At 68.2% G+C, this 25,969-nt stretch carries 18 protein-coding genes; 5 read left to right on the forward strand and 13 right to left on the reverse strand.

From position 1 onward, the window contains the following. Positions 1 to 50 precede the first annotated feature (50 nt). Positions 51 to 1,301 carry a D-amino acid dehydrogenase gene (locus ACFWP0_RS26775; RefSeq protein WP_377847374.1) on the forward strand — a complete coding sequence of 417 codons (1,251 nt, stop codon included), beginning with the start codon at positions 51 to 53 and terminating at the stop codon, positions 1,299 to 1,301. A 9-nt stretch (positions 1,302 to 1,310) separates the two neighbouring features. Here the strand turns inward: ACFWP0_RS26775 and ACFWP0_RS26780 are convergent, their stop codons facing one another. The 8 genes from ACFWP0_RS26780 to ACFWP0_RS26815 all read right to left on the reverse strand — a co-directional run bounded on the left by ACFWP0_RS26780 (position 1,311) and on the right by ACFWP0_RS26815 (position 13,921). Continuing rightward, a complete protein-coding gene (locus tag ACFWP0_RS26780; RefSeq protein WP_377847376.1) occupies positions 1,311 to 2,318 on the reverse strand; it encodes a Bug family tripartite tricarboxylate transporter substrate binding protein in 1,008 nt (335 codons plus the stop codon). A gap of 165 nt (positions 2,319 to 2,483) precedes the next feature. Further along, entirely contained in the window at positions 2,484 to 3,995 is a 1,512-nt protein-coding gene (locus ACFWP0_RS26785; protein WP_377847378.1) for an efflux transporter outer membrane subunit, read from the reverse strand. Further along, positions 3,992 to 7,105, reverse strand: coding sequence for a multidrug efflux RND transporter permease subunit (locus ACFWP0_RS26790; RefSeq protein ID WP_377847380.1), 3,114 nt, complete (start codon positions 7,103 to 7,105; stop codon positions 3,992 to 3,994). The genes ACFWP0_RS26785 and ACFWP0_RS26790 overlap by 4 nt, the downstream gene beginning before the upstream one ends. Next, entirely contained in the window at positions 7,102 to 10,200 is a 3,099-nt protein-coding gene (locus tag ACFWP0_RS26795; RefSeq protein WP_377847382.1) for an MdtB/MuxB family multidrug efflux RND transporter permease subunit, read from the reverse strand. Before ACFWP0_RS26795 ends, ACFWP0_RS26790 begins: the two co-directional genes overlap by 4 nt. Before the next feature lie 12 nt (positions 10,201 to 10,212). Further along, positions 10,213 to 11,481 carry an MdtA/MuxA family multidrug efflux RND transporter periplasmic adaptor subunit gene (locus ACFWP0_RS26800; protein WP_377847384.1) on the reverse strand — a complete coding sequence of 423 codons (1,269 nt, stop codon included), beginning with the start codon at positions 11,479 to 11,481 and terminating at the stop codon, positions 10,213 to 10,215. 129 nt (positions 11,482 to 11,610) lie between these two features. Next, positions 11,611 to 12,363, reverse strand: coding sequence for a cell division protein ZapD (gene zapD / locus ACFWP0_RS26805; RefSeq protein WP_377847386.1), 753 nt, complete (start codon positions 12,361 to 12,363; stop codon positions 11,611 to 11,613). 72 nt (positions 12,364 to 12,435) lie between these two features. After that, positions 12,436 to 13,053 carry a dephospho-CoA kinase gene (gene coaE, locus ACFWP0_RS26810; protein ID WP_377847388.1) on the reverse strand — a complete coding sequence of 206 codons (618 nt, stop codon included), beginning with the start codon at positions 13,051 to 13,053 and terminating at the stop codon, positions 12,436 to 12,438. 19 nt (positions 13,054 to 13,072) lie between these two features. Beyond that, on the reverse strand, positions 13,073 to 13,921 hold the full coding sequence (locus tag ACFWP0_RS26815; protein ID WP_377847390.1) for a prepilin peptidase: 849 nt from the start codon (positions 13,919 to 13,921) through the stop codon (positions 13,073 to 13,075). A 202-nt stretch (positions 13,922 to 14,123) separates the two neighbouring features. On the opposite strand from ACFWP0_RS26815, the gene ACFWP0_RS26820 reads away from it, so the two are divergent. Continuing rightward, positions 14,124 to 14,897: a hypothetical protein gene (locus ACFWP0_RS26820; RefSeq protein WP_377847391.1), complete on the forward strand. Its 774-nt coding sequence runs from the start codon at positions 14,124 to 14,126 to the stop codon at positions 14,895 to 14,897. A gap of 82 nt (positions 14,898 to 14,979) precedes the next feature. Here ACFWP0_RS26820 and ACFWP0_RS26825 read toward each other — a convergent pair whose 3' ends face one another. The 4 genes from ACFWP0_RS26825 to ACFWP0_RS26840 all read right to left on the reverse strand — a co-directional run bounded on the left by ACFWP0_RS26825 (position 14,980) and on the right by ACFWP0_RS26840 (position 17,478). Next, positions 14,980 to 15,375 carry a LuxR C-terminal-related transcriptional regulator gene (locus ACFWP0_RS26825; RefSeq protein ID WP_377847393.1) on the reverse strand — a complete coding sequence of 132 codons (396 nt, stop codon included), beginning with the start codon at positions 15,373 to 15,375 and terminating at the stop codon, positions 14,980 to 14,982. 116 nt (positions 15,376 to 15,491) lie between these two features. Next, the gene (gene panC, locus ACFWP0_RS26830; protein WP_377847395.1) at positions 15,492 to 16,346 is read right to left on the reverse strand and encodes a pantoate--beta-alanine ligase; all 855 of its coding nucleotides are present in this window, start codon (positions 16,344 to 16,346) and stop codon (positions 15,492 to 15,494) included. A gap of 36 nt (positions 16,347 to 16,382) precedes the next feature. Continuing rightward, positions 16,383 to 17,273: a segregation and condensation protein A gene (locus ACFWP0_RS26835; protein ID WP_377847397.1), complete on the reverse strand. Its 891-nt coding sequence runs from the start codon at positions 17,271 to 17,273 to the stop codon at positions 16,383 to 16,385. Positions 17,274 to 17,289: 16 nt separating this feature from the next. Continuing rightward, complete coding sequence (locus ACFWP0_RS26840; protein ID WP_377847399.1) at positions 17,290 to 17,478, reverse strand: DUF3460 family protein; 189 nt, start codon at positions 17,476 to 17,478, stop codon at positions 17,290 to 17,292. Between the two features lie 98 nt (positions 17,479 to 17,576). Between ACFWP0_RS26840 and ACFWP0_RS26845 the strand changes: the two genes are divergently transcribed. Together ACFWP0_RS26845 and glpK are read left to right on the forward strand one after the other, a co-directional pair. Continuing rightward, positions 17,577 to 19,031, forward strand: a complete 1,455-nt coding sequence (locus ACFWP0_RS26845) for a DHA2 family efflux MFS transporter permease subunit (protein WP_377847401.1) — start codon at positions 17,577 to 17,579, stop codon at positions 19,029 to 19,031. Beyond that, positions 19,018 to 20,538, forward strand: a complete 1,521-nt coding sequence (glpK, locus tag ACFWP0_RS26850; protein WP_377847402.1) for a glycerol kinase GlpK — start codon at positions 19,018 to 19,020, stop codon at positions 20,536 to 20,538. Before ACFWP0_RS26845 ends, glpK begins: the two co-directional genes overlap by 14 nt. A gap of 287 nt (positions 20,539 to 20,825) precedes the next feature. Here glpK and ACFWP0_RS26855 read toward each other — a convergent pair whose 3' ends face one another. Further along, positions 20,826 to 24,440: an indolepyruvate ferredoxin oxidoreductase family protein gene (locus ACFWP0_RS26855; RefSeq protein WP_377847404.1), complete on the reverse strand. Its 3,615-nt coding sequence runs from the start codon at positions 24,438 to 24,440 to the stop codon at positions 20,826 to 20,828. A 173-nt stretch (positions 24,441 to 24,613) separates the two neighbouring features. On the opposite strand from ACFWP0_RS26855, the gene mutY reads away from it, so the two are divergent. Then, the gene (mutY, locus tag ACFWP0_RS26860; protein WP_377847406.1) at positions 24,614 to 25,681 is read left to right on the forward strand and encodes an A/G-specific adenine glycosylase; all 1,068 of its coding nucleotides are present in this window, start codon (positions 24,614 to 24,616) and stop codon (positions 25,679 to 25,681) included. Positions 25,682 to 25,969: the final 288 nt, after the last annotated feature.

Raw genomic sequence — 25,969 nt, forward strand, 5'->3', positions numbered from 1 at the left:
GCCGCCGCTCTTTCTCTGCCGCGCGCCGCGCGGCGCCCCTCTGGAGCATCATGCACATTGTTGTCATCGGCGCGGGGGTGGTCGGCATGACCACCGCTTACTTCCTGCATCGCGAAGGCCACCGCGTCACCGTGGTCGACGCGGGGCCGGGCCCCGGGCAGGCCACCAGCATGGCCAATGGCGCGCAGCTCAGCTACAGCTTCGTCGCGCCGCTGGCCGACCCGGCGGTGCTGCCCAAGCTGCCATCCTGGCTGCTGGGCCGGGACACGCCGCTGCGCTTCCGCCCTCGCCTGGACCCCGACCAATGGCGCTGGAGCCTGGAATTCCTGCGCGCCTGCACGCGCTCAAGCGCCCGGTCCACCACGCGGGAGCTGCTGGCGCTGGGCCTGTACAGCCGCTTGTGCGTGCATGAGCTGGTGCGGCGGGAACGTCCGGACTTCGATTTTTCCTCGTCGGGCAAGCTGCTGGTCTACCAGGACGCCGCTGCCTATGAGCAGGCGCTGTCGCAGCGCGACTACCAGGCCACGCTGGGCTGCGAGCAGCGCGTGATGGATCGCCAGGCCTGCCTGGACATGGAGCCCGCGCTGGCCGATATCGGGCCCAGCATCGCGGGCGCGATCTACACGCCGACCGAGGACGCCGGCGACTGCCTGCGGCTGTGCACCGAGCTGGAACGCATCCTGCGGGCGGCGCCGGACCCGGTGCAGTTCCATTTCAATACCCCGGTCAGCGCCTTGCGCCCGGAGCGGGGACGCGTGGCGGGCGCCTCGACCGCGGCCGGCGACCTGGACGCCGACCACTATGTGCTGGCCAGCGGCATGGGCGCGCAGCCCCTGGCGCGGCGGCTGGGGCTGGACCTGCGCATCTACCCGCTCAAGGGCTACAGCCTGACCTACGCCCTGACGCCGGACAGCGTCGCGCCCAGCGCCAGCATCAGCGACATCCGCCGCAAGGTGGTCTATGCGCGGCTGGGCGACCGGCTGCGCGTGGCGGGCATGGTGGATATCGGCACGCGCGGGGGAGCCATCGACCCCGCCCGGGTGCGCAGCCTGGAGCGGGATGTCGCGCAGTTCTTTCCGCGCCTGGGTCCTGCCGGCCCGCCAGAGGCCTGGGCCGGCCTGAGGCCCGCGCGTCCCAACGGCAAGCCGCTGATCGGCGCCACGCCCTACCGCAACCTGTGGCTGAACACGGGCCACGGCGGCTTGGGATTCACCCTGGCCGCCGGCAGCGCGCGCATGCTGGCGGACCTGATGCGGGGCCGCGAGCCCGCGGTGGACGCGGCGGCCTTCGCCCTGCAATAGCCGGCGCGCTCAGTCCGCCTTGATGCCGCGGGCCTGGATCAGCTTGCCCCACTTGTCGCGCTCCTTCACTTCGAACGCGGCCAGGTCGGGGCCAAAGACGTTGCCGGGCGTGGCCCCACCTTGCGCCAGGGACTGCTGCAGCGCGGGCGACTTCAGCGCCTGCTTCATCGCCGCGATGAGCTTGTCGACCACCGGCGCGGGCGTGCCGCGCGGCGCGTACAGGCCCGACCATGCGGTGACCTCGAAGCCCGGCAGGCCGGCCTCGGCCATCGTGGGCAGGTCGGGCGCCGCGGGGCTGCGCTCGGCCGACGTGACGGCGATGCCGCGCAGGCGGTCGCCCGCCTTCAGCGTGGCCATGGAGCTGGGCAGGTTGTCCATCAGGATGTCGACCTGGCCGCCGATGACGGCGGGAATGGCGGCGGACGAGCCCTTGAACGGCACATGCAGCATCTGCAGGCCGGCCATGGATTCGAAGTACGCGCCCGTCAGGTGCACCGACGAGCCGATGCCCGGCGAGGCATACGAGTACTTGCCCGGGTCCTTCTTCACGGCCTTGATCACGTCGTCCAGGTTGCGCCACGGCGATCCGGCGGCCACCGCCATGACGTTGGGCGTGGATGCGATCATGCCCAGCGGCACCAGGTCGGTGGCGGGATTGAAGCCGATGTTGCCGTAGAGGAACTGGTTGACGCTTTGCGTGCCGACCGAGCCCAGCACGATGGTGTAGCCGTCCGGCTGGGCGCGCGCCGCGGCGGCGACGCCCAGGTTGCCCGCGGCGCCCGGCTTGTTCTCGACCACGATGGACTGGCCGAGCGCGGGCCGCATGTGTTCGGCGATGGTGCGCGCAAAGATGTCGGTGGTGCCGCCGGGCGGGAACGGCACGATCAGGGTGATGGGCCGCGCGGGCCATTCCTGCGCCGATGCCGCCGCCGCGCCCAGCGCCAGCGCCGCCGCCACCACCGCCTTGGTCCAGCGTCCAGTCCTGGCGGATTCCCGCCCACGAGATAAGCAACCCATCCTCTTTCCCCTACGCATGAAGCGTGTTCGATTGATCAAACGGAATTCGGTGCATCGTTACTGCGCAAACAAAGGTGACCATATGGTCACTTTGTCGGCATTAGGAACCCGGGCCGAAGGCTTGTCAATGAAAGCAAAGGGGGTTTAGGCGTAATCCCTAGGGTGTCATTCGGTGGGCGCGGGTTGGGGTTCGGCCGCGGGTTTAGGTTCGGCCGCGCCCGCAGGCGGTAGCCCGTCCCAGCCGCCGCCCAAGGCCACGATCAGGTTCACGCTGGCGACCAGCCGGCTGCCCAGCAGGCTCAGCGCATTGCGCTCGCTGTTGAGCGCCGTGGCGTCCACCACCGCCACGCTCAGGTAGTCGACCAGGCCGGCCTTGTACTGGTTCTGGATCAGGCGCAGCGATTCGCGCGCCGATTCCAGCGCGCGGCGCTGCACGATCTGCTCTTGTTCCATCACGCGCAGCTGGATCAGGTAGTCCTCGACCTCGCGCAGCCCGGTCAGGGCCGCCTGGCGGTATGCCGCCGCCTGCGAGTCATAGGAGGCGCGGGCCTGTTCCACCTGGGCCTCGCGCGCGCCGCCGTCAAAAATCGTCAGCGCCAGCGCCGGGCCCAGCGACCAGAAGCGCGCCGGCGCGGTCAGCAGCTCGGCGAACTCGCCGTTGCGGAATCCGCCGTCGGCGGACAGGATCAGGCTGGGGAACCATGCGGCTTGCGCCACGCCGATCTGCGCGTTGGCGGCCGCCGCGCGGCGTTCGGCCGCGGCCACGTCGGGGCGGCGCTCCAGCAGTTCGGACGGCAGGCCCACCGGGATCTGCGGCAGCTTCAGCGCGAACACCGCGGGCGGCAGCGCGAACTGGGAAGGCGCCTGGCCCATCAGCACCGCGATGGCGTGCTCGAACTGGCCGCGCTGCCAGTCCAGGTCGATGGATTGCGCGCGCGTGCTTTCCAGCTGCGTGCGCGCCACGGCCACGTCGGCCTGCCCGGCAACGCCCACCGCATAGCGGTTCTGCGTCAGCTCCAGGGATTTTTCATACGCCGCCACGGTCGCGTCCAGCAGGCGCTTCTGCTCGTCCAGCACGCGCAATTGCAGATAGGTCTGCGCCAGCGCCGCCTGCGCGCTGAGGCGGGTCGCGCCCAGATCGGCAAGGCTGGCCGCCGCGCTGGCTTCCGAGGATTCGACGCTGCGGCGCACCCGGCCCCAGACATCCACTTCCCAGCTGACGCTGCCCGTCAGCGAGTACTGGTTCGACACGGTGCTGCCCGATGACGACGAACCGCTCTGGCCGTTGCCGCCGCCCGCGCGCGTCATGCCGGCGTTTGCGCCCACGGTCGGGTAGAAGCCGGAGCGCGCGCCCCGCACCAGCCCCAGCGCCTGGCGGTAGTTGGCCTCGGCCTGCGCGATGGTCTGGTTGGATGCGTTCAGGCGGTCCAGCAGGCCGTTCAGGGTGGCGTCGTCGTAGACCTTCCACCAGGAGCCGCGATCCGCGTCGTCGCGCGGCTGGGCCGGCTTCCAGCCGGCCACTTCGCCCTGCCCTTCCTTGTAGGCCTCGCCCACGTCCAGCGCCGGGCGCTGGTAGTCGGGGCCGACCGCGCACGCGCCCAGCAGCGCGCACAGCGCCAGCATGGCCGCGCTGCGGGTAAGGGTGGCGTACGGAAACTGCTTGGCGTTACGGATCATGTAGGTTCTATGGAAGCAGGGGCGTCGTTCCGCGGGGCGCGCCGGCGCGCGGCCCACAGGCGGAAGCGGTCCAGGTAAAGATAGACCACGGGGGTGGTGTACAGCGTGAGGATCTGGCTGAGGACCAGGCCGCCCACGATGGTAATGCCTAGCGGCTGGCGCATCTCGACGCCCGCGCCGGTGGCCAGCACCAGCGGCAGCGCGCCGAAGATGGCGGCCATGGTCGTCATCATGATCGGACGGAACCGCGTCAGGCAGGCCTGGAAGATGGCTTCGCGCGGCGCCATGCCGTGGTTGCGCTCGGCGTCCAGCGCAAAGTCCACCATCATGATGGCGTTCTTCTTGACGATGCCGATCAGCAGAAACACCCCGATCAGCGCGATCAGCGTGAAGTCGTAGCGCACCAGCAGCAACGCCAGCAGCGCGCCCAGGCCCGCGGAAGGCAGGGTGGACAGGATCGTCAGCGGGTGGACAAAGCTCTCGTACAGGATGCCCAGCACGATATACATGGTGACCAGCGCCGCCAGGATCAGCCAGGGCTGCTGCGCCAGCGTCTGCTGCAGGGCGGCGGCGGTGCCCTGGAAGCCCGCCTGGATCTGGTCCGACGGCAGGCCGATGCGCGCCACGGCGTTGTCGATGGCGGCCGTGGCCTGCCCCAGCGATACGCCGGGCGCCAGGCTGAACGACACGGTATCGGCCACGAACAGCCCCTGATGCTGCACGCTGAGCGGCGCGTTGGTGTTTTCCAGCTTGGTGAAGGCCGACAGCGGCACGCGCGCGCCATCCGCGGTGATCACCTCGACCTGCCTGAGCGATTCGATGTCCTGCGCGAATCTCGGGTCCACGCCCAGCACCACGTGGTACTGGTTCAGCGGCCCGTACATCACCGACACCTGGCGCTGGCTGAACGAGTTGTTCAGCACCGTGGAAATCGTGGACATGCTGATGCCCAGCCGGGTCGCGGCCTCGCGGTCGATCACCAGGTCGATCTGGCGCCCCTTGTCCTCGACGTCGGTGTCGACGTCCGTGATCTCGGGGATCCTGGCCATGGCCTGCTGCACCTTGGGCATCCAGGTCCGCAGCAATTGCAGGTCGCCCGACATCAGCGTGTAGTCGTACGAGCCCTGGCTCTGGCGTCCGCCGATGCGGATGTCCTGCTGCGACACCAGGAACATGCGCGCGCCCGGCATGTCCTGCAGTTTGGCGCGCAGGCGGTTGATGACCACATCGGCCGAAACCTTGCGCTCTTCCAGGGGCTTCAGCTGGATCTGCATGAAGCTGCTGTTGCTGCCGCCGCGCCCGCCCGCGTAGCCCGTCATGCTCTGCACGGCCGGATCGTCCAGCACCACCTTGCGCAGCGCTTCCAGCTTGGGGATGGTGGCCTGGAACGAGGTGCCCTGGTCGACGCGGAAAAAGCCCAGCAGCTGGCCCGTGTCCTGCTGCGGGAAGAAGCCCTTGGGCACCACGGTGTACAGGTAGATGTTCAGGCCCACGGCGATCGCCAGCGTCAGCATCATCAGCCGGCCGTGTTCCAGCGCCCAGCGCAGCGACCGCCGGTAGCCGCCCAGCATGGCTTCGAAGCCGCGTTCGGACCAGCGCGCCAGGCGTCCGGGCGGCTTCTCTTCCTTGGGCTCGTTGCGCAGCAGGCGCGCGCACATCATCGGCGTGAGCGTCAGCGACACCACCAGCGACACCATGATGGCGGCCGACAGCGTCACGGCGAATTCGCGGAACAGGCGCCCGACCACGCCGCCCATCAGCAGGATGGGGATGAACACGGCCACCAGCGACAGGCTCATCGACAGCACCGTGAAGCCTACCTCGCGCGAGCCGCGCAGCGCGGCGCGCATCGGCGACATGCCGCGCTCTACATGGCGCATGATGTTCTCTAGCACCACGATGGCGTCGTCCACCACGAAGCCGGTCGCGACGATCAGGGCCATGAGGGAAATGGTGTTCAGCGTGTATCCGCACAGGTACATGATGCAGAAGGTGCCGATCAGCGACACCGGCACCGCCACGCTGGGAATGATGGCGGCGCGCCAGCGCCTGAGGAAAAGCAGCACCACCAGCACCACCAGCCCCACCGCGATGATGAGCGTCAGCTCCGCTTCGTGCAGCGACGCCCGGATGCTGGGCGTGCGGTCCTGCGCGACCGTCATGTTCACGTCCGCCGGCATCAGGGCCTGCAGGACCGGCAACTGCGCGCGCACGGCGTCCACCGCTTCGATGATGTTGGCGTCCGCCTGGCGTCGCACGATCATCAGGATGGCGTTGCGGTCGTTGTAGAAGCCGGTCTGGTACAGGTCCTCGACCGAGTCCTCCACCTTGGCCACGTCCGATACGCGCACCGGTGCGCCGTCGCGCCAGGCGACGATCAGCGGCCGGTATTGCTCGGCGCGGCTGAGCTGGTCGCTGACCATGATCTGCCAGTGATAGCGGTCGTTTTCCAGCACGCCCTTGGGGCGGTTGGCATTGGCGTTGGACAGCGCGGCCCGCAGCTCGTCCAGCGACACGCCCTGGTTGGCCAGCGCGCCGGGCAGCACGGTGACGCGCACCGCCGGCAGGGAGCTGCCGCCCACCGTGACCTCGCCCACCCCGTCCACCTGCGACAGCTTCTGCGCCACGATGGTCGAGGCCAGGTCGTACAGCTGGCCCTGGCTGAGCGTATCGGAGGTCAGCGCCAGCGTCATGATGGGCGCGTCCGACGGGTTGGACTTGTGGTACGTGGGGTTGCTGCGCAGGCCGGACGGCAGCAGCGCGCGCGCGGCGTTGATGGCGGCCTGCACATCGCGCGCGGCGCCGTTGATGTCGCGCGACAGGTCGAACTGCAGCGTGATGCGGGTGGAGCCCTGCGAGCTGCGGGACGTCATCTCGGTCACGCCCGCGATGCTGCCCAGCGAGCGCTCCAGCGGCGTGGCCACGCTGGACGCCATGGTCTCGGGACTGGCGCCCGGCAGGCTGGCCGACACGGAGATGGTGGGGATGTCCACCTGCGGCAGCGGCGCCACCGGCAAGAGGAAGTACGCGAGCAGGCCTGCCAGCACAACCGCCAGGCTCAGCAGCGTGGTCGCCACCGGCCTGACGATGAAGGGCGCCGACAGGATCATCGCGCGTCTCCCGCGGAAGGCTCGCCCGCGCCGCGCCAGCGGCGCGACATGCGGTCGAACATCAGGTAGATGACCGGCGTGGTGAACAGCGTGAGCACCTGCGACAGCAGCAGCCCGCCCACCATCACCAGGCCCAGCGGTTGGCGCAGTTCAGCGCCGGTGCCGGTCGACAGCATCAGCGGCAGGGCGCCGAACAGCGCGGCAAGCGTGGTCATCAGGATGGGGCGAAAACGCAGCAACGCCGCCTCGTGGATGGCCGCGCGCGGAGAGAGCCCGCGCTTGCGCTCGGCGTCCAGCGCGAAGTCGATCATCATGATGGCGTTCTTCTTCACGATGCCGATCAGGAGGATGATCCCGATGATGCCGATCATGTCGAGTTCGGTGCCGCTGATCAGCAGCGCCAGCAAGGCCCCCACGCCCGCCGAAGGCAGCGTGGACAGGATGGTGATGGGGTGGATGTAGCTTTCGTACAGCACGCCCAGCACGATGTACATCGTGACCACCGCAGCCAGTATCAGCCACAGGGTGCTGGACAGCGAATTCTGGAATGCCAGCGCCGCGCCCTGGAAGCGCGTTTCCACCGCGGCCGGCACGCCGATCTCGGCTTCCGCCGCCGCGATGTTCTGCACCGCGTCGGACAGCGACGCGCCCGGCGCCAGGTTGAACGACACGGTCACCATGGGGAACTGGTCCAGCCGGTTCACGGCCAGCACCGTCCTGCCTTCGGAGATGTGGGCCACTGACGACAGCGGCACCTGCGCGCCCGTGGAGGTCGGCACATGGATCTGGCCCAGCGAGGCCGGCGACATCTGGAACTGCGGCTGCACCTCCAGCACCACGCGGTACTGGTTGGACTGCGTGAAGATGGTGGAGATCAGCCGCTGCCCGAAGGCGTTGTACAGGGCCTCGTCGATCACGGCGGCCGTGATGCCCAGGCGCGAGGCCGCGTCGCGGTCGATCTCGACCCAGGTCTGCAGGCCGTCGTCCTGCAGGTCGTCGGTCACGTCCTTCAGGCCGGGCACCTGGCGCAGGCGGTCCACCAGCTTGGGCGTCCACTCGCTCAGCACCTTCAGGTCCGGATTGGACAAGGTCATCTGGTACTGCGTGCGGCTCACGCGGTCTTCGATGGTCAGGTCCTGCACGGGCTGCATGTAGACCGTCAGGCCGTCCTGCTTGCTCAAGGCGTCCTGCAGGCGCGCCATGACCGTGGGCAGGTCGCCGTTGCGCTCGGCGTGGGGCTTGAGCGCAATCTGCATGCGGCCGGCGCTGAGCGTGGCGTTGCTGCCGTCCACCCCGATGAACGAGGACACGGCCTGCACGTCGGGATCCTCCAGCACCAGGCGCGCGGCGGCCTGCTGGCGCTCGGACATGGCCGTAAAGGAAATGGACTGCGGCGCCTGGGTGATGGCCTGGATCAGGCCGGTGTCCTGCTGCGGGAAGAAGCCCTTGGGCACCACCATGTACAGCGCCACGGTCAGCGCGAAAGTCCCCACCGCCACCAGCAGGGTCAGCGGCTGATGGCGCAGCACCACCTGCAGCATGCGGTCGTAGGCGGCGATGACGCGATCGATGAAGGCGCCCGTGGCCTGATGGAACCGTCCGTGCTTCTGCTCGGACTCGGCGCGCAGCAGGCGGGCGCACATCATGGGCGTCAGGGTCAGCGACACCACCAGCGAGATCAGGATGGACACCGCCAGCGTGATCGCGAATTCCCGGAACAGGCGGCCCACCACTTCCGTCATGAACAGCAGCGGGATCAGCACGGCGATCAGCGAGAAGGTCAGCGAGATCAGCGTGAAGCCGATCTGCGACGCGCCCTTCAGGGCTGCCTGCAGCGGTTTTTCGCCCTCCTCGATATGGCGGGCGATGTTCTCGATCATGACGATGGCGTCGTCCACCACGAAGCCGGTGGCGATGGTCAGCGCCATCAGCGTCAGGTTGTTGATGGAGAAGCCGGCCAGATACATGATGCCGAACGTGCCCACCAGCGACAGCGGCACCACCACGCTGGGAATCAGCGTGGCCGTCACGCTGCGCAGGAAGACGAAGGTGACCATGACCACCAGCCCCACCGCCAGCAGCATTTCGAACTGCACGTCGGCGACCGAGTCGCGGATGGTCTGGGTGCGGTCGGACACCACGCTCACGTCCAGCGTGGCGGGCAGCGCGGCGCGCAACTGCGGCAGCAGCGCCTGGATCCGGTTGACCACGTCGATCACGTTGGCGCCGGGCTGGCGCTGGATGTTGAGCAGGATGGCGGGCTTGTCGCCGGCCCAGGCCGCCTGCCGCGTGTCTTCGGCGCCCTCCACCGCGCGCGCCACGTCGGACAGCCGCAGCGGCGCGTTGTTCTTGTACGCGATGATCAGGTCGTTGTAGGCGGTGGGCGTTTTGAGCTGGTCGTTGGCGTTGATCGTGGTGGACCGCTGGGGCCCGTCCAGATTGCCCTTGGGCTGGTTCACGTTGGCCCCGACGATGGCGGTGCGCAGGTCCGACAGCGACAGGCCGTTGGCCGCCAGCGCCTGCGGATTCACCTGCACCCGCACCGCCGGCCGCTGCCCGCCCGCCACGCTGACCAGGCCCACCCCGGGAATCTGCGACAGCTTCTGCGCCACCCGCGTGTCCACCAGATCGCGCACCTGCGGCAAGGGCATGGTGGGCGAGGTGATCGCCAAGGTCAGCACGGCGGCGTCGGCCGGGTTCACCTTGTTGTAGGTCGGCGGCACCGGCAGGTCGGAGGGCAGCAGGTTCGAGGCCGCGTTGATCGCCGCCTGGACCTGCTGTTCGGCCACGTCCAGCGGCAGGGTCAGGTTGAATTGCAGGGTGATGACCGACGCGCCGCCCGAACTGGTGGACGACATCTGGTTCAGGCCCGGCATCTGCCCGAACTGCCGCTCCAGCGGCGAAGTGACCAGGGAGGTCATCACGTCGGGGCTGGCGCCGGGGTACAGCGTCACGACCTGGATCGTCGGGTAGTCCACTTCGGGCAGCGCCGACACCGGCAGGAAGCGGTAGGCGATCAGGCCGGCGATCAGGATGGCCACCATCGACAAGGTGGTGGCCACGGGACGCAGGATGAACAGGCGCGACGGGCTCACGGCGGTCTCCGCCTACTTCGAGGGCGGCGTGGTGCCGGCCGCCGCGCCCGCGCCCAGGCTCTTGTCGCGCGCGGCGGGAATCACTTCCGCGCCCCCCACGATTTCAACCTTGGCGCCCGCGCGCAGGCGGTCGGTGCCTTCGGTGACGACGCGGTCGCCGGGCTGCAGGCCTTCGTTGACGGCCACCACGCCGCCGTTGATGGCGCCCAGCTTCACCTGGCGCACCGCGATCGTGTCGTCGGGCTGCACCAGGAACACGAAGGCGCCGGCCGAGCCCTGCTGGATCGCCGCCGTGGGAATGGCGGTGACGTCCCTGCGCGTCAGCACGTGCAGCCGGACGTTGACGAACTGGTTCGGAAAGAGCGCATCGTCGGTGTTGTCGAACCTGGCCTTCAGTTTGAGCGTGCCGGTCGTGACGTCGATCTGGTTGTCCAGCGTTTCCAGTTTGCCCGTGGCGATGCGGCGGGTGTCGGCCCGGTCATAGGCTTCGACGGTCAGCGTCTTGCCGGCGGCGATTTCGGCCCGCACTTCGGGCAGCTGCGTCTCGGGCAGCGTGAAGACCACGGCGATGGGCTGGGTCTGGGTGATCACCACCAGGCCATTGACGTCCGCGCTGGACACCAGGTTGCCGCGGTCGACCTGGCGCAGGCCCAGGCGGCCGCTGATCGGCGCCGTGATGCGGGCGTAGTCCAGCTGCAGCTTGGCGTTGTCGACATTGGCCTGGTCGCTCTTGACCGTGCCCTCGTACTGGCGCACCAGCGCGGCCTGCGTGTCGACCTGCTGCTTGGCGATCGAATCCTGCTTGAACAGGGCCTGGTAGCGCTGCAGGTCGCGGCGGGCGTTTTCCAGCTGCGCCAGGTTCTGCATCTGCGTGCCGCGCGCCTGGTCCAGGGCCACCTGGTAGGCGCGCGGGTCCACCTGCGCCAGCAGGTCGCCGGCCTTGACCTGCTGGCCTTCCTGGAAGGCCACTTCGACGAGTTCTCCGCTGACGCGGCTTCTCACCGTGACCGTGTTGTAGGCGGTGACGGTGCCGAGCGACCTGAGGAAGATATCGATGTCCTGCTGCGTGGCCGTGGCGACCCGCACCGGGACGGGCATGTTCGCCATGGCCGCGGCCATGGAGGGCCGGGCGCCGGGCCGCCCGCCAGGGCCGCCCGGCTTGGACGAGGGCCGCAACGCCAGCCAGGCAACGCCCGCCACGACGAGCAACAGCACCGCCAGTCCGACGACACGGCGGCGGCTCCAGCGGGAGGGCGGGGAAACAGGACGGCTATCGGGCATGGAAACGGTTCCGGCACACACGGAGAAAGCCGTATTGTCTACTAGACCGTCCCGGTTTCGCCCCCCGCCCCGTCAAGCTGAAACTACCCGCAACAGGAATCGGGCCGGCGACACCGGCCGTAACTTAGCCTATGAGCTGCAAAGCGTCATCTGGAAGGGAACGTCGCGCGACACCTGCTGGGGCTTGAATTCGCCGTCCTGGGTGGAAAAGCGTATCCAGATCATGTACTTATTGGCGCTGATCTCGGGAAACGCCCCCTGGGTGGGATCCAGCCACACGCGCAGCAACTGGAACTGCTTGCCGCCCAGCATCTGCTGGTAGGCGCCCTGCTCGGCGACGATATCGGTCTTGCGGCCGGATTCGCGCAGCAGGCGCAGCGCCAGGGTCAGGCCGTCGTAAAGGGGGATGAAGGGGGCAACCCAGGCTTGCAGGTCCGCGCAGCGGGCGGCCTCGGACTTGTTCTGCCAGGCATAGTAGGACGGCATGTCCACCTGCGTGGCGCTGCCCGGCACCGACAGGCGGCCGCGCAGGCTGGTCAGCCATTCGTTTTCGCGCAGGGACTGGCCGGTCTTGCCGGGCGCGGCCAGCGCGCTGGCCACCTTTTCCATTTCGCGCAGCATGCCCTCCAGCGCGTCCTGCGCCACGCCGGGGTGGTCGCGCAATCCGACCAGCGCCATGCGCTGGCGTTCCAGGTCTTGCAGGACCGCGCCTTTCACGTCGGTGCGTTCGCACGCGTCGAGCAGATCGAACAGCGATGTGACGGCCACCTGATGCTGGCGTGAGTCTCCCTCGCGAGCAAAGAAGAACAGCCTGTCGAACAGGTATTCCAGCCGCAGATAAGCGCGGATGCGCTCATTGAAGGGATATTCGTAAACGATCACGCTTTTTTACAGGCCCTATCAGTGGTTGGCCGCAAGGCCAAGAGTGTTCGGGGTGCCGGACCACCCGCTGGCTTACCGGCCCGTTGTGGTCGCCAGCGCCAGCCAGCGGTCATGCAGGGTCAACGCCTGCGCGCGCAACTGTTCCGGCGATGTTGCGCCGTCGTTGATGATGACGTCGTCCGCAACCTCCAGCCGGCTGGCCCGCGCAGCCTGTGCCGCCATGATACGCCGGATGGCGGGCTCCGTCAGCCCGCTGCGCTGCTGCACGCGGGCCACCTGCGTTTCGGGGTCGCAATCGACCACGCAGATGCGGTCCACGCGCGAGCGCCAGCGCGCCAGGGACTCCACCAGCAGGGGCACCACGAAGACCAGATACGATCCCTTGGCCGCGGCTGCCTGGCGCTCGGTTTCCTGGCCGATGACGGGATGCAGCACCGCTTCCAGCCGCAAGCGCACCTGCGGATCGGCGAACGCCTGCTCGCGCATCCATTCGCGGTTCAGCGCGCCTTCGGGCGTCAGCGCGCTTGGGCCGAATTCGCGCTCGATCGCCGGCATGGCGGCGCCCCGCGCGGCGGTCAGCGAGCGCGCGATCTCGTCGGTGTCGACCAGGGTCGCGCCCCATTCCGCCAGCATGTCCGCCACGCGCGACTTGCCGGAACCGATACCGCCCGTCAGACCAATCTTGAACATACCGCCCATCCTTTCTTGCCTAGCGCATGAAGTGCAATAAGCCCTGCTCGCCGCCCAGCAGCAGCATGACCAGGCCCGCCAGCGCCAGATAGGGCCCGAAGGGCAAGGGCTGCCCCCGGCTGGCGCGTCCGCTGAGCGTCAGCGCGCCGCCGATCAGCACGCCCACCAGCGAAGCGCCGAGCAGCAATGTGGGCAAGGCCCCGACGCCGAACCACGCGCCCAGCGCCGCCAGCAGCTTGAAGTCGCCGTGGCCCATGCCTTCGCGTCCGGTCAGCAGGCGGAACACATGAAAGATAACCCACAGGAAGACATAGCCCGCCACCGCGCCCGCCACCGCCATCTGCAGGCTGGTGAAAGCGTCGAACATGTTCACCAGCAGGCCCGCCCACACCAGCGGTTGGGTCAGGACATCGGGCAACAGCGTCGATTCGAAGTCGATCCAGGCCAGCGCCACCAGCATGGCGGACAGGCCCATGGCGGCCAGGGCGACGGGCGTGGGGCCGAAGCGCCAGGCACAGGCGGCAAACAGCGCGCATGTCAGCAATTCAATGGCGGGGTAGCGCCAGCCTATCGGGGCCTGGCAGGCGGCGCAGCGCCCCCGCAGCCACAGCCAGCCCAGCACGGGGAACCGGCCCAGCCGTGTCACCGGGGCATTGCAGGCGGGGCAATGCGAGGCCGGCGACAGCAGGCCATAGCCGCCGGCGGGCCGCGCCTTGCCCACGGCATCGAGGCACTGCGCCTGCCATTCGCGTTCCATCATGCGCGGCAGGCGGTGAGTCAGCACCGTCAGCCAGTTGCCGGCGAAGAGACCAGCCAGCGCGGCCATGCCGATGAAGACGCCCAGGGGTAAATCAAAGACACGCCACATCGCCGTCAATCATCCTTGCGGCGCGCGGACAGGGCGGTATCCGCCCCGCGGGCGAGGCCGCAGGAAGGGACGGCCCGCGCGCGGCTATGTCGTAATTTGTGCATAAAGTGCTGGCTATACCCAAGAGCGGCTAAGGGAACGTATCGAATCTTCGCATAAGTGCGTAAAATCGGAGACAGACTCAATTCACGGATAAGCTGCCATGGCCGCGCGCTTCGACATCGTTACCCGCTCCCGCAAATTCAGCATCATGGGGGTGCTGCTAGCGGGCACCGCGATAGGCGCCGCAGGCTGCGCACAGCAGAAAACAGAAGGCTATTACGATCCCCCGGTTGAAAGCACGGTAACCGATGCCCAGTACCAGGGGTCCGGCGCCGGCTACCGCAGCGTCATCCGCGCGCCGTCGCAAGTGCAGATCGCCCTCAAGCCCGACGCCCGCAAGCAGCAGAACCAGGCCAACCAAGCCAACCCCGCCGGCCAGACCACCGAGGACGGCCAGGCCGTACCGGAAGGCGTCCCCAGCGGCTCTGCCAGCAGTTCGGCGGCCGCCGCGCCCGCCGCCGCGCCCGCGCCCAATGCCGCCTCGCAAAGCCTGGTGCCGCAGCCGCAAACCTATATGGGCACCCTGCCGTGCTTCTCGCCCGCCATGCAATGCACGGCGCAGCGCGTAACGCTGACCCTGGCGCCCAATGGCCGTTGGCGCGGCCGCACGGCCTACCTGGACGACGATCCCAAGAAGGGTCCCCCGGTTGCCGAGCAAGGCTGCTGGGACGCTACCGACGAGCGTCCGCCGCGCGTCATCCTGATGGACGGCCAGGGCAATGTCCGCGTCGAATTCCTGGTGGCCGCCAACAATGTGCTGCGCGTGCGCTCCATCGGCGGCCAGACGCCCAACCTGAACTACAACCTGACCCGCCAGCCGGATCTGGACCCGATCGACGAGCTGGCCAAGGCCGGCGCGCCCAAGTGCCCTTGAACCTTGCCCGCGGCGGCTGACCGCCGCCGGCCAGACGTGAAGCCCCCGGGCCTGACGAACCGCGTGTTCGCCAGGCCCGGTTTCATTTGGGGCGGACTCCGGGCCAGGCGTCGGGATCCGGCGCCCCCTGCGGCGCCTGGCTTGGGGCGAAGGCCGGCGCGGGCTCATGCAGCATGTAAGCCGGGGAGCCAGGCCGATTCGGCGGGGATGCGCCGGCGCCGTCTTTCAAGGCCCCGAGGATGGGCGATGCGCCGGAACGCCCATGCGTGCACAGCCGGCACGCGAGCTGCATGGCGTTGCGGGCGTCCAGCTTGGCGAAGATGCGGGCGCGGTGGGCCTCGACCGTGCGCAAGGAGATGCCCAGGTCGATGGCGATGACCTTGTTGGGCCGGCCGGCAGCCACATAGTCGACGATCTGCCGTTCACGGGCGGTGAGGGACGACAGGACGGCATTCAGGTCGGGACGGGGAGATTGCATGGGCAGCTCGCTTGCAATATAGGATTGCAGTAAGTCTGCCCGGCCGCCATGCGCGGCGTAAGCTGGCAATTCTGTCAGGGGTGGACGTAAACGCCCCCCTATGCCGCGCCGCGGGATCAGGCCGCGTAGGCCAGTTCCAGGTTGTCGATCAGGCGGGTGGCGCCCAGCTTGGCGGCCGCCAGCGCCACCAGCGGTTCGCCGGCCTGCAGGTCGGCGGCCTCGGGGCGCTTCAGGTCGCGCTGGCGGCGCAAGGCCACATAGTCCACCGTCCACCCGCGCTGGGTCAGTTGCTGGACGGCGTCGTGCTCCAGGGCGGCGGCGTCGCGTTCGCCCTGCGCCAGTCGGCGGCCGATGTTCTGCAGCTCGGCGTACAGGGCCGGCGCCTCGGCGCGCTCCGCATCGCTCAGGTAGCGGTTGCGCGAGGACAGCGCCAGGCCGTCGTCGGCGCGCACGGTCTCGTGCGCCAGCACTTCCACGGGCAGCTGGAACTGGCGGCACATGTTGCGCACCACCATCAACTGCTGGTAGTCCTTCTTGCCGAACACGGCCACGCGCGGCTGCACGCAGGAAAACAGCTTCAGCACCACGGTGCTGACGCCTTCGAAAAAGCCCGGGCGGAATTCGCCTTCCAGGATGTCGCCCAGGTCGTCCGGCGGCTGCACCCGGTAGTTCTGCGGTTCGGGGTACATCTCGCGCTCATTGGGCGCAAACAGCACGTAAACGTCGCGCGCCTGCTCCAGCTTCTCGATGTCTGCGGCCAGCGTGCGGGGGTATTGGTCGAAGTCCTCGTTCGGACCGAACTGCAGGCGGTTCACGAAGATGCTGGCCACCACGGGATCCCCGTGCTGGCGGGCCAGCTTCATCAGGGAAAGGTGGCCTTCGTGCAGGTTGCCCATGGTGGGCACGAAGGACACGCGATTCTGTCCGCGCAGGTGATCGCGCAATTCCTGGATGGTGTGTACGACTTTCAAGGGACTCTCCGGGGGTAGGGGGCAGCCCGGTCAGGATCAGGCCGCGACCGCCGCGACGCTGGTGTAAGCCAGGCGCACGTAGATGGGAGCATAGGGCTCCGCCTGCGTGATCTCCAGCAGCGATTCGCGGGCCAGTTCCAGCATGGCGATGAAATGCACGACGACGACGGCCGCGGGCGCGCCCTCGCGGACGCGCTCCATGAACAGGTCGCCGAATTCCATGAAGCGCACATCGTTCAGGCGCCGCAGGATATGCGTCATGTGATCGCGCACGGACAACTGTTCGCGCGTGATGTGATGGTGCTGGTTCAGCTTGGCCCGCTTCATGATGTCGGCCCAGGCGGCGCGCAGGTCGTCCACGTTGACTTCGGGCAGCGCGCGCTCGACGCTCAGGTCGGCAACCGCCTGGCTGCTGACGAAATCGCGGCCCAGCTGCGGCATCGCGTCCAGCTTCTGGGCGGCCAGCTTCATCTGCTCGTACTCGAGCAGGCGGCGAACCAGTTCGGCGCGGGGATCCTCGGGCTCTTCGCCAGTGTCGGTCTTCTTGACCGGCAGCAGCATGCGCGACTTGATCTCGATCAGCATGGCCGCCATCAGCAGGTACTCGGCGGCCAGCTCAAGATTGGTGATGCGGATCTGGTCCACATACGACAGGTACTGCCGCGTGACATCCGCCATGGGGATGTCCAGAACGTTGAAGTTCTGCTTGCGGATCAGGTAGAGCAGCAGGTCCAGCGGCCCTTCGAACGCTTCGAGGAAGATCTCCAGCGCGTCCGGCGGAATGTACAGGTCCGTCGGCATCTGGAACAGCGGCTCGCCGTAGAGGCGCGCGAACGCCACGCTGTCGACGATATCGGGGGTGCTGTCGACGGACGGTTCCACTAGCGCGGCCAGGGCGTCGCCCGGCACGGAAGAGTTCTGGACCATGTTTGCCGCAAGGGTATCAGTCTGCCTGATACACGTACGGCTTTTGCGGCACGCGGGCCGCGCGGAAGCCTTCCAGCAGCTCCGAGTCCTGCTGTTTGTCCCAAAGACGGGCGCGGCCCTCGCGCTGGCGCTCTTCGGTGCCAGGGTGCGACTGCTTGTAGTCTTTCAGGAAAAGGGTGATCTCGGATTCGTAGTTGGTCGCCATGGCACCAATTTCAATGGGTTTCGGATCTCCGGAGTTTACTTCACGGCGGCCCTCCCCCCGGCGTTACAATCGTCAGGCACCCAACGCCCCCCTCCCCCATGTCCGCAGAATCCGCAGCCGCAGCCAATCCCGCTCCGCCCTCAACCCCGGACGCGCTGCGCGCGGCACGCATGATTCCCTTTATCGTGGGCTGTGCGCTGTTCATGCAAATGCTGGACGCCACCGTCGTGGCCACCGCCCTGCCGGCCATGGCCCGGGCGCTGGGATCCACCCCCGTGCGGCTGAATGTGGCCATTACCTCCTACCTGTTGGCCGTGGCCGTTTTCGTGCCGATCAGCGGCTGGGCGGCCGACCGCTACGGCGCGCGGCGGGTGTTCGTGGCCGCGATCGGGCTGTTCACCCTCAGCTCGGTGGCCTGCGCCCTGTCCCAGGACCTGCCCCAGCTGGTGGCGTCCCGGATCGTCCAGGGGATGGCCGGCGCAATGATGGTGCCCGTGGGGCGGATCATCCTGCTGCGCACCGTGCCCAAGCAGGATCTGCTGAAGGCCATGTCGTTTCTCTCGATCCCGGCGCTGCTGGGGCCGGTGATCGGCCCGCCGCTGGGCGGCTTCATGGTCACCTACATGTCGTGGCACTGGATCTTCCTGATCAACATCCCCATCGGCTTCCTGGGCATCTTCCTGGTGCTGCGCTATGTGGAGGAGATCCGCGAAGTTGCCGCCCCGCGCCTGGACTGGGTGGGATTCCTGCTCAGCGCCGTCTGCCTGGCCGCCCTGGTCAGCGGCTTCGAGGCCATCGGCCGCGACGTGATGCCGGCGCCGCTGCTGCTGGGCATGATCGCCGTGGGCGCCGCCTGCGGCCTGCTCTACGGCTGGCACGCCCGCCGCGTGGAACATCCCATCATCGACCTGTCCCTGATGCGCATCCCCACGTTCGCGATCTCGACGCTGGGCGGCAACCTGTGCCGCTTCGCCGTGGGCGCCACGCCCTTCCTGCTGGCCATGCTGCTGCAAGTGGGCTTCGGCCTGTCGCCGTTCTCGGCGGGCCTGATCACATTCGCCAGCGCCGCCGGCGCGCTGCTGATGAAATTCGTGGCCACCCCCATCGTGAAGCGCTTCGGCTTTCGCCGCGTGCTGACCCTGAACGCGCTGCTGACCGGCGTGTTCATCGCCGTCTGCGGCACCTTCACCCCGGCCACGCCGGTGTGGCTGATGATCGCGATCCTGCTGGTCGGCGGCTTTTTCCGCTCCTTGCAGTTCACGGGGGTAAATACGCTAACCTATGCCGACATCCCCCCGTCCAAGATGAGCCGCGCCAGCAGCTTCGCCGCCATGGCGCAGCAACTGGGCATCAGCCTGGGCGTGGGCGTGGCCGCGGTTACGCTGAATGTCAGCATGGCCATGCGCGGCGCCGAGACGCTGGCGGTCAGCGACGTCATCGCGGGCTTCATCGTCGTCGGCCTGCTGTGCATGGCCTCGACCTTCTCCTTTAGACGCCTCGACCCTCTGGCCGGGGCACACCTGAACGGCGCCAAGAACAGTGACGACGAATGAATTTGTCCTAGCCCTGGACCAGGGCACGACCAGCTCCCGGGCCATCGTATTCGACCGCGAAGGCGTGGTGCGCGGCGTCGGCCAGCGTGAATTCCGCCAGCACTACCCCCGCCCGGGCTGGGTCGAGCACGACGCCGGCGAGATCTGGCACAGCCAGCTGGACGTGGCGCGCGAAGCGCTGCGCAATGCCGGCGCCACCGCCGCCGACCTGGCCGCCATCGGCATCACCAACCAGCGCGAAACCACTCTCATCTGGGAACGCGCCACCGGCCGCCCCCTGGCCCGCGCCATCGTCTGGCAGGACCGCCGCACCGCGCCGCTGTGCGACCAGCTGCGCCAGGACGGCCACGCCGACTTCCTGCAGGCGCGCACAGGCCTGGTGCTGGACGCCTATTTCTCGGGCACCAAGCTTTCCTGGCTGCTGGACCACGTCCCCGGCGCGCGCCAGATGGCCGACCGCGGCGAACTGGCCTTCGGCACGGTGGACACCTGGCTGGTCTGGCAACTGACCGGCGGCGCGGTGCACAGCACCGACCCCAGCAACGCCTCCCGCACCATGCTGTTCGACCTGCACACGCAAGACTGGAACGACGAGATCCTGGCGCTGCTCAAGATCCCCCGCAGCGTGCTGCCGCAAGTCGCGCCCAGCAGCGCCATCGTGGGCGAGGCCCTGCCCGAGTGGCTGGGCGGCTCCGTCCCGATCGCCGGCGTGGCGGGCGACCAGCAGGCCGCCACCTTCGGCCAGGCCTGCTTCACGCCCGGCATGGCCAAGAACACCTACGGCACCGGCTGCTTCATGCTGATGAACGTGGGCGACAAGCCGGTGCAGTCCAAAAACAACCTGCTGTCCACGGTCGGCTGGGGCCTGCCCCAAGCCGGCAACGGCGGCTGGACTCCCACCTACATGCTGGAAGGCGGCGTGTTCGTGGCGGGCGCCGCCGTGCAGTGGCTGCGCGACGGGCTGGGCATCATCCAGCGCTCGGAAGACATCGAGTCCCTGGCCGCCAGCGTGTCCGACACCGACGACGTCTTCATGGTGCCCGCCTTCGCCGGCCTGGGCGCCCCGCACTGGGACCCCTACGCGCGCGGCACCCTCGTGGGCCTGACGCGCGGCACCTCCCGCGCCCACATCGCCCGCGCCACGCTGGAATCCATCGCCCTGCAAAGCGCCGAACTGCTCACCTGCATGAACGGCGACAGCGGCATCGCGCTGACCCAGCTGCGCGTGGACGGCGGCGCCGCCCGCAACGACCTGCTGATGCAGATGCAGGCCGACATCCTGGGCGTCCCCGTCGTGCGCCCCCGCGTCCCCGAATCCACCGCCCTGGGCGCCGCCGGCCTCGCGGGCCTGGCGGTAGGCTTCTGGTCCAGCCAGGACGAATTCGCCTCCAAGTGGCAAGCCGAACGCACCTTCGAGCCCGCCTGGCCCCAATCCGTGCGCGACGCACGCATGAAGCGCTGGCGGCAAGCCGTGGAACTGTCAAAGGGTTGGTCAAAGGGGAAATAGGCCGCGGCTTGTCTTGCTGCGGTGTCTGACCTTGCCCCCGGTGTCAGACACCTACGCCATACCCCGGTGTCTGACACCCGTGGGAGACGGGCTTCAAGCCTGGGCCGACATTTCAGGGGTGTCAGACACCTACGCCATGCGCCAACACGCCGCAACAGGCATGCCTACACCTCCCGCCCCACACGCGAAGCGTCATCATCACGGCGCAAGACGCGGCGTAAGTCCCCAAAGGCCGCCGACGCGCCAGGCGTCTTGAGAACCCACACCCGGCAAAACTCCAAACAACATCAAGCCGCCCGCACCCCAATAGAAACCACCGTAGCACTGAACGCCTTCAGCAACTCCTCCCGCGCCGCCTCCGCCCTGACCAGCGAAGCCTCCTTCACATGCCCATACCCCCGAATCTCCTCCGGCACACTCGCTAACGCCACCGCCCGATCCAGATTCCCCCGATTCAGCTTCGACAGAATCGCCGTCATCGTCTCCCGATACTCGCGGATCAGCTCGCGCTCCGCGCGCCGCTCCTTCGTATACCCGAACAGATCCAGCCTCGACCCGCGCAAGAAACGCATCCTGGCCAACACCCGGAAAACCCGCAGCATCCCCGGCCCATAGCTGCGCTTGACCAGATGCCCGTCCTTGCCCCGCCGCGCAAACATCGGCGGCGCAAGGTGAAAGCGCAGTTTCCAGTCGCCCTCGAACTGCTCGCCCACCCGCTTGATGAACTCTCCGTCCGAATACAGCCTCGCCACCTCGTACTCGTCCTTGTAGGCCATCAGCTTGAAGTAATAGCGCGCCACCGCCACCGCCAGTCGGCTCGTCCCCGTGGCCTCGCGTTCGGCGTGCGCCACCTTGTCCACCAGATCCGTGTACTGCTTCGCGTAGGCGGCGTCCTGGTACTGCGTCAGGAACGCCTTGCGCACCGCCACCACCTGCGCCAGCTCGCCTGACGGCTTTTTCAGCTCCACCACCGGACTAGCCGCGCGCGGACGCTTGATCTCGATGATGTCTTCCTGCCTCGCGGGCGGCATGCCGCCATTGGCCAGCAGCCGCGCCATATCCGCCGGATCATGCGCGGCGCGGCGGCCCCAGGCGAAGGCGGCGGTGTTGGCGGGCACCTGCTGGCCGTTCAGCTCGATGGCGCGCAACAGCGCCTCCCGCGACAGCGGGATCCATCCCTTCTGGTAGGCATAGCCCATCATCAAGGGATTCGAATAGATCGCATCGCCCAGCAGGCACACCGCCAGCGCGGCGGCGTCCACCGTGTCCAGGTTTTCCTTGCCGCAGGCGGCCTGCAGGTCCGCCGTCAGGCTGGCGCCGGGCAGGGTCCAGTCGGGATTGCTCACAAACGCCGCTGTCGGCGCGGTGCCGGTGCTCAGCAGGGCGCGGGTGCGCCCGGGGCTCAGGCGCGCCATGGCCTCCGCGCTGGTGGCCACGACCAGGTCGCCGGCCAGCAGCAGGTCGGCCTCGCCCATGGCGACCCGCGTGTTCATCAGGTGGTCCGGCGTGCTCGCCAGCACCACATGCGAATACACCGCCCCGCCCTTCTGCGCCAGGCCCGCCATGTCCAGCACCGAACAGCCCTTGCCCTCCAGGTGCGCCGCCATGCCCAGCAGCTGGCCGATGGTGACCACGCCCGTGCCGCCCACGCCGGCAATGAAGATGCCATAGGGCTGTTCCAGTCCGTGCGCGCGCGGATGGGGCACGTCTTCGTCGATGGCGCCGTCTTCGGGCGCCCGCGCTTGCGGCTTCTTCAGCTTGCCGCCTTCCACCGTCACGAAGCTGGGGCAAAAGCCCTTCAGACAGGAGAAGTCCTTGTTGCAGCTCGACTGGTTGATCGTCCGCTTGCGGCCGAATTCGGTCTCCAGCGGCTCGACCGACAGGCAATGCGATTTCGCCGAGCAGTCCCCGCAGCCTTCGCACACGCGCTCGTTGATGAGGACCCGGCGCGCGGGATCGGGATAGGCGTTCCTCTTGCGGCGGCGACGCTTCTCGGTGGCGCAGGTCTGGTCATAGATCAGCACCGACACCGCCGGGTGTTCGCGCAGTTCGCGCATCACAGCGTCCAGCTCGTCGCGATGATGCACCGGCACGCCCGGCGCCAGGTCGTTGATGTCCAGGTACTTGTCGGGCTCGTCCGTCACGACGACGATCTTCTCGATGCCCTCGGCGGCCATCTGGCGGGTGATCATCGGCACGCTGATGGGGCCGTCCACCGGCTGCCCGCCCGTCATCGCGACGGCGTCGTTGAACAGGATCTTGTACGTGATGGGCGCCCGGGCGGCCACGGCCGCGCGTATCGCCAGCAGGCCGGAATGGAAGTAGGTACCGTCGCCCAGGTTGGCGAAGACATGCTTTTCGTCGGTGAACGGCGCCTGCCCCAGCCACGGCACGCCTTCGCCGCCCATCTGGGTGAAGACATCGGTGCCGCGGTCCATCCACCTGACCATGTAGTGGCAGCCGATGCCAGCCATGCCGCGCGAGCCTTCCGGCAGGCGGGTCGAGGTATTGTGCGGACAGCCCGAACAGAACCAGGGCTTGCGCTCTTCCACCACGCGCGGGCGCGCCAGAACCTGTTCACGGCCACGGATGAATTCCAGCCGCGCCTCGATGCCGGCGCGCACATCGTCCGGCAGCTCAAAGCGCAACAGGCGCGCCGCGATCGCCTTGGCCACCATGGCGGGCGAAAACTCGTAATGCGCGGGCAGCAGCCAGTTGCCCTGCGGGACCGACCACTCGCCGCCGTCCTTGTCGTCGAACTTGCCCACCACGCGCGGAATCTTCTTGCCGCTGCCGATCCAGCTGAACAGCTCCTCCTTCAGCTGGTACTCCAGCACCTGGCGCTTTTCCTCGACAACCAGGATCTCGTCCAGGCCTTCGGCGAATTGCTGCGTGCCGGTGGATTCCAGCGGCCACACCATGCCGACCTTGAACAGGCGCAGGCCGATGCGCCGGCAGACCGCTACGGAGAGGCCCAGGTCGGACAGCGCCTGGCGCGTATCCAGATAGGCCTTGCCCGACGTCATGATGCCAAAGCGCGCGTCGCGCTGCGGCACCTGCCAGAGCTCGCGGTTCAGCTTGTTGGCGCGCGCGTAGGCCAGCGCGGCGTAGAGCTTGTAGTCCAGCAGGCGCGCCTCCTGCTGCAGCGGCGTATCGGGCAGCCGGATATTCAAACCATCCGCGGGAAGCTGGAAATCCTCGGGCAGCAGGATCTGCACGCGCTGCGGATCCACCTCCACCGAGGCCGACACCTCGACGATGTCGGTGATGCATTTCATGCCGACCCACACGCCCGCATAGCGGCTCATCGCCCAGCCATGCAGGCCGTAGTCCAGCACCTCCTGGACGCTGGACGGAAACAGCGCCGGAATCATGCAGGCCTTGAGGATGTGGTCGCTCTGGTGCGGCAGCGTCGAGGACTTGGCTGGGTGGTCGTCCCCCGCCACCACCAGCACGCCCCCATGGCGCGACGTGCCCGCGGCGTTGGCGTGCTTGAAGACATCGCCGCAGCGGTCCACGCCGGGCCCCTTGCCGTACCACATGCCGAAGACGCCGTCGTACCTGGCCCCGGGGAACAGGTTGACCTGCTGCGAGCCCCACACGGCGGTGGCGGCCAGGTCTTCGTTGATGCCCGGCTGGAACTCGACGTGGTGGGCCTTCAGATGCCTGGCGGCCTTCCACATGTTCTGGTCGACGCCGCCCAGCGGAGACCCCCGGTAGCCCGACACGTAGCCCGCGGTGTTCAGGCCCGCCCGCAGGTCGCGCACGCGCTGCATCATGGGCAGGCGAACCAGGGCGTGGATGCCGCTCATCCAGGCGCGGCCGGACTCCAGGGTGTATTTGTCGTCGAGCTGGACGGATTCAAGCGCCGCGCGCAGCGCGGGAGCAAGAGGGGCATTCATGTCTCTACTCCAAGATCCTGGATGCCCCCACCAGCTACGCGTATCGGCCTATTGGAGCGCACGCGGGCCAACAAGGGCCGTGAATGAAGTCCTGGCGCGATCGCGCTTCTAGTGCCTACACTTGTAACCGCTTGCCCCACCCCCGGCAATAGGGCGATGCGATAATTGCCGCCATGGACTTCGCCCCTCGCATCGTCGCCTGGCAACGCCAGCATGGCCGCCACGATCTTCCCTGGCAAAACACCCGAGACCCCTATCGGATCTGGCTGTCCGAAATCATGCTGCAGCAAACGCAGGTGGCCACCGTCATCCCCTATTACGACCGCTTCCTGCAGCGCTTCCCGGACGTGGCCGCGCTGGGCGCCGCCATGCAGGAAGACGTGATGCCGTACTGGGCCGGCCTGGGCTACTACGCCCGCGCCCGCAACCTGCACCGTTGCGCGCAGGAGATCGCGCGCGACTGGAGCGGGCGCTTTCCGCCCACGGCCGAAGCCATCGCCACCCTGCCCGGCATCGGGCGGTCCACCGCCGCCGCCATTGCCGCGTTCGCCTATGGCGAGCGCTCGCCCATCCTGGACGGCAACGTCAAGCGCGTGTTCACGCGCCACTTCGGCATCGCCGGGGATCCCGCCAAGCGGGACGTGGAGCAACGGCTGTGGGCGCTGGCGGACGCGCAGGTCGAGGCCGCGTCCGGCCTGGACATGGCCGCCTACACGCAAGGGCTGATGGACCTGGGCGCCACGCTGTGCACGCGCGGCAAGCCCGCCTGCGACGAATGCCCGGTGGCCGAAAGCTGCGTGGCCAGGCGCGAAGGGCGCCAGGCCGAGCTGCCCACGCCCAAGGTGCGCAAGGCCATTCCCGAACGCGAGACCTGTATGCTGGTGCTGCGCCACCAGGGCGCTTTCCTGCTGCAGCAGCGGCCCGAACCCGGCATCTGGGGCGGGCTGTGGAGCCTGCCTGAATTCGATGTGGCGGGCGACCCCGACAGCGCCTCGCGCGCGCTGGGGCTGGAACCCGAGGAGCGCTTCGAGCTGGCCGCCTTTGCCCATACTTTCACGCACTACCGGCTGCACATCCGGCCGTGGCTCGTGCCCGTGCGCGCGGCCAGCCTGCGCGAACCGGCGCTGCCCGAACGCTGGGTCCCGGCGGACAAGCTGGCGTCGATGGCGCTGCCCGCGCCGGTGAAGAAGCTGCTGCAGGGCCTGGTGGACGCCGGCATGCAGGACAGCCTGTTCCGGTAGCAGGCGCGCATCCCAAAGTCCCAAGGTGTCTGACACCTTGTCTTGCAGAGGTGTCTGACACCTTGCAGCGGCAGCGCAAGCTGAAGACCGTCTCTGCTGGTGTCAGACACCGACACCGGTTCCTGCTGGTGTCTGACACCGACACCGGTTCAGACGCCAGCCTGCCGCTCAGGCGGCGGCGTCCCCATCCCAGGTCCCAAGGTGTCTGACACCTTGTCTTGCAGAGGTGTCTGACACCTTGCAGCGGCAGCGCAAGCTGAAGACCGTCTCTGCTGGTGTCAGACACCG

The sequence above is a fragment of the Achromobacter sp. NPDC058515 genome (assembly GCF_042721735.1).
Classification (GTDB): Bacteria; Pseudomonadota; Gammaproteobacteria; order Burkholderiales; family Burkholderiaceae_B; genus Achromobacter.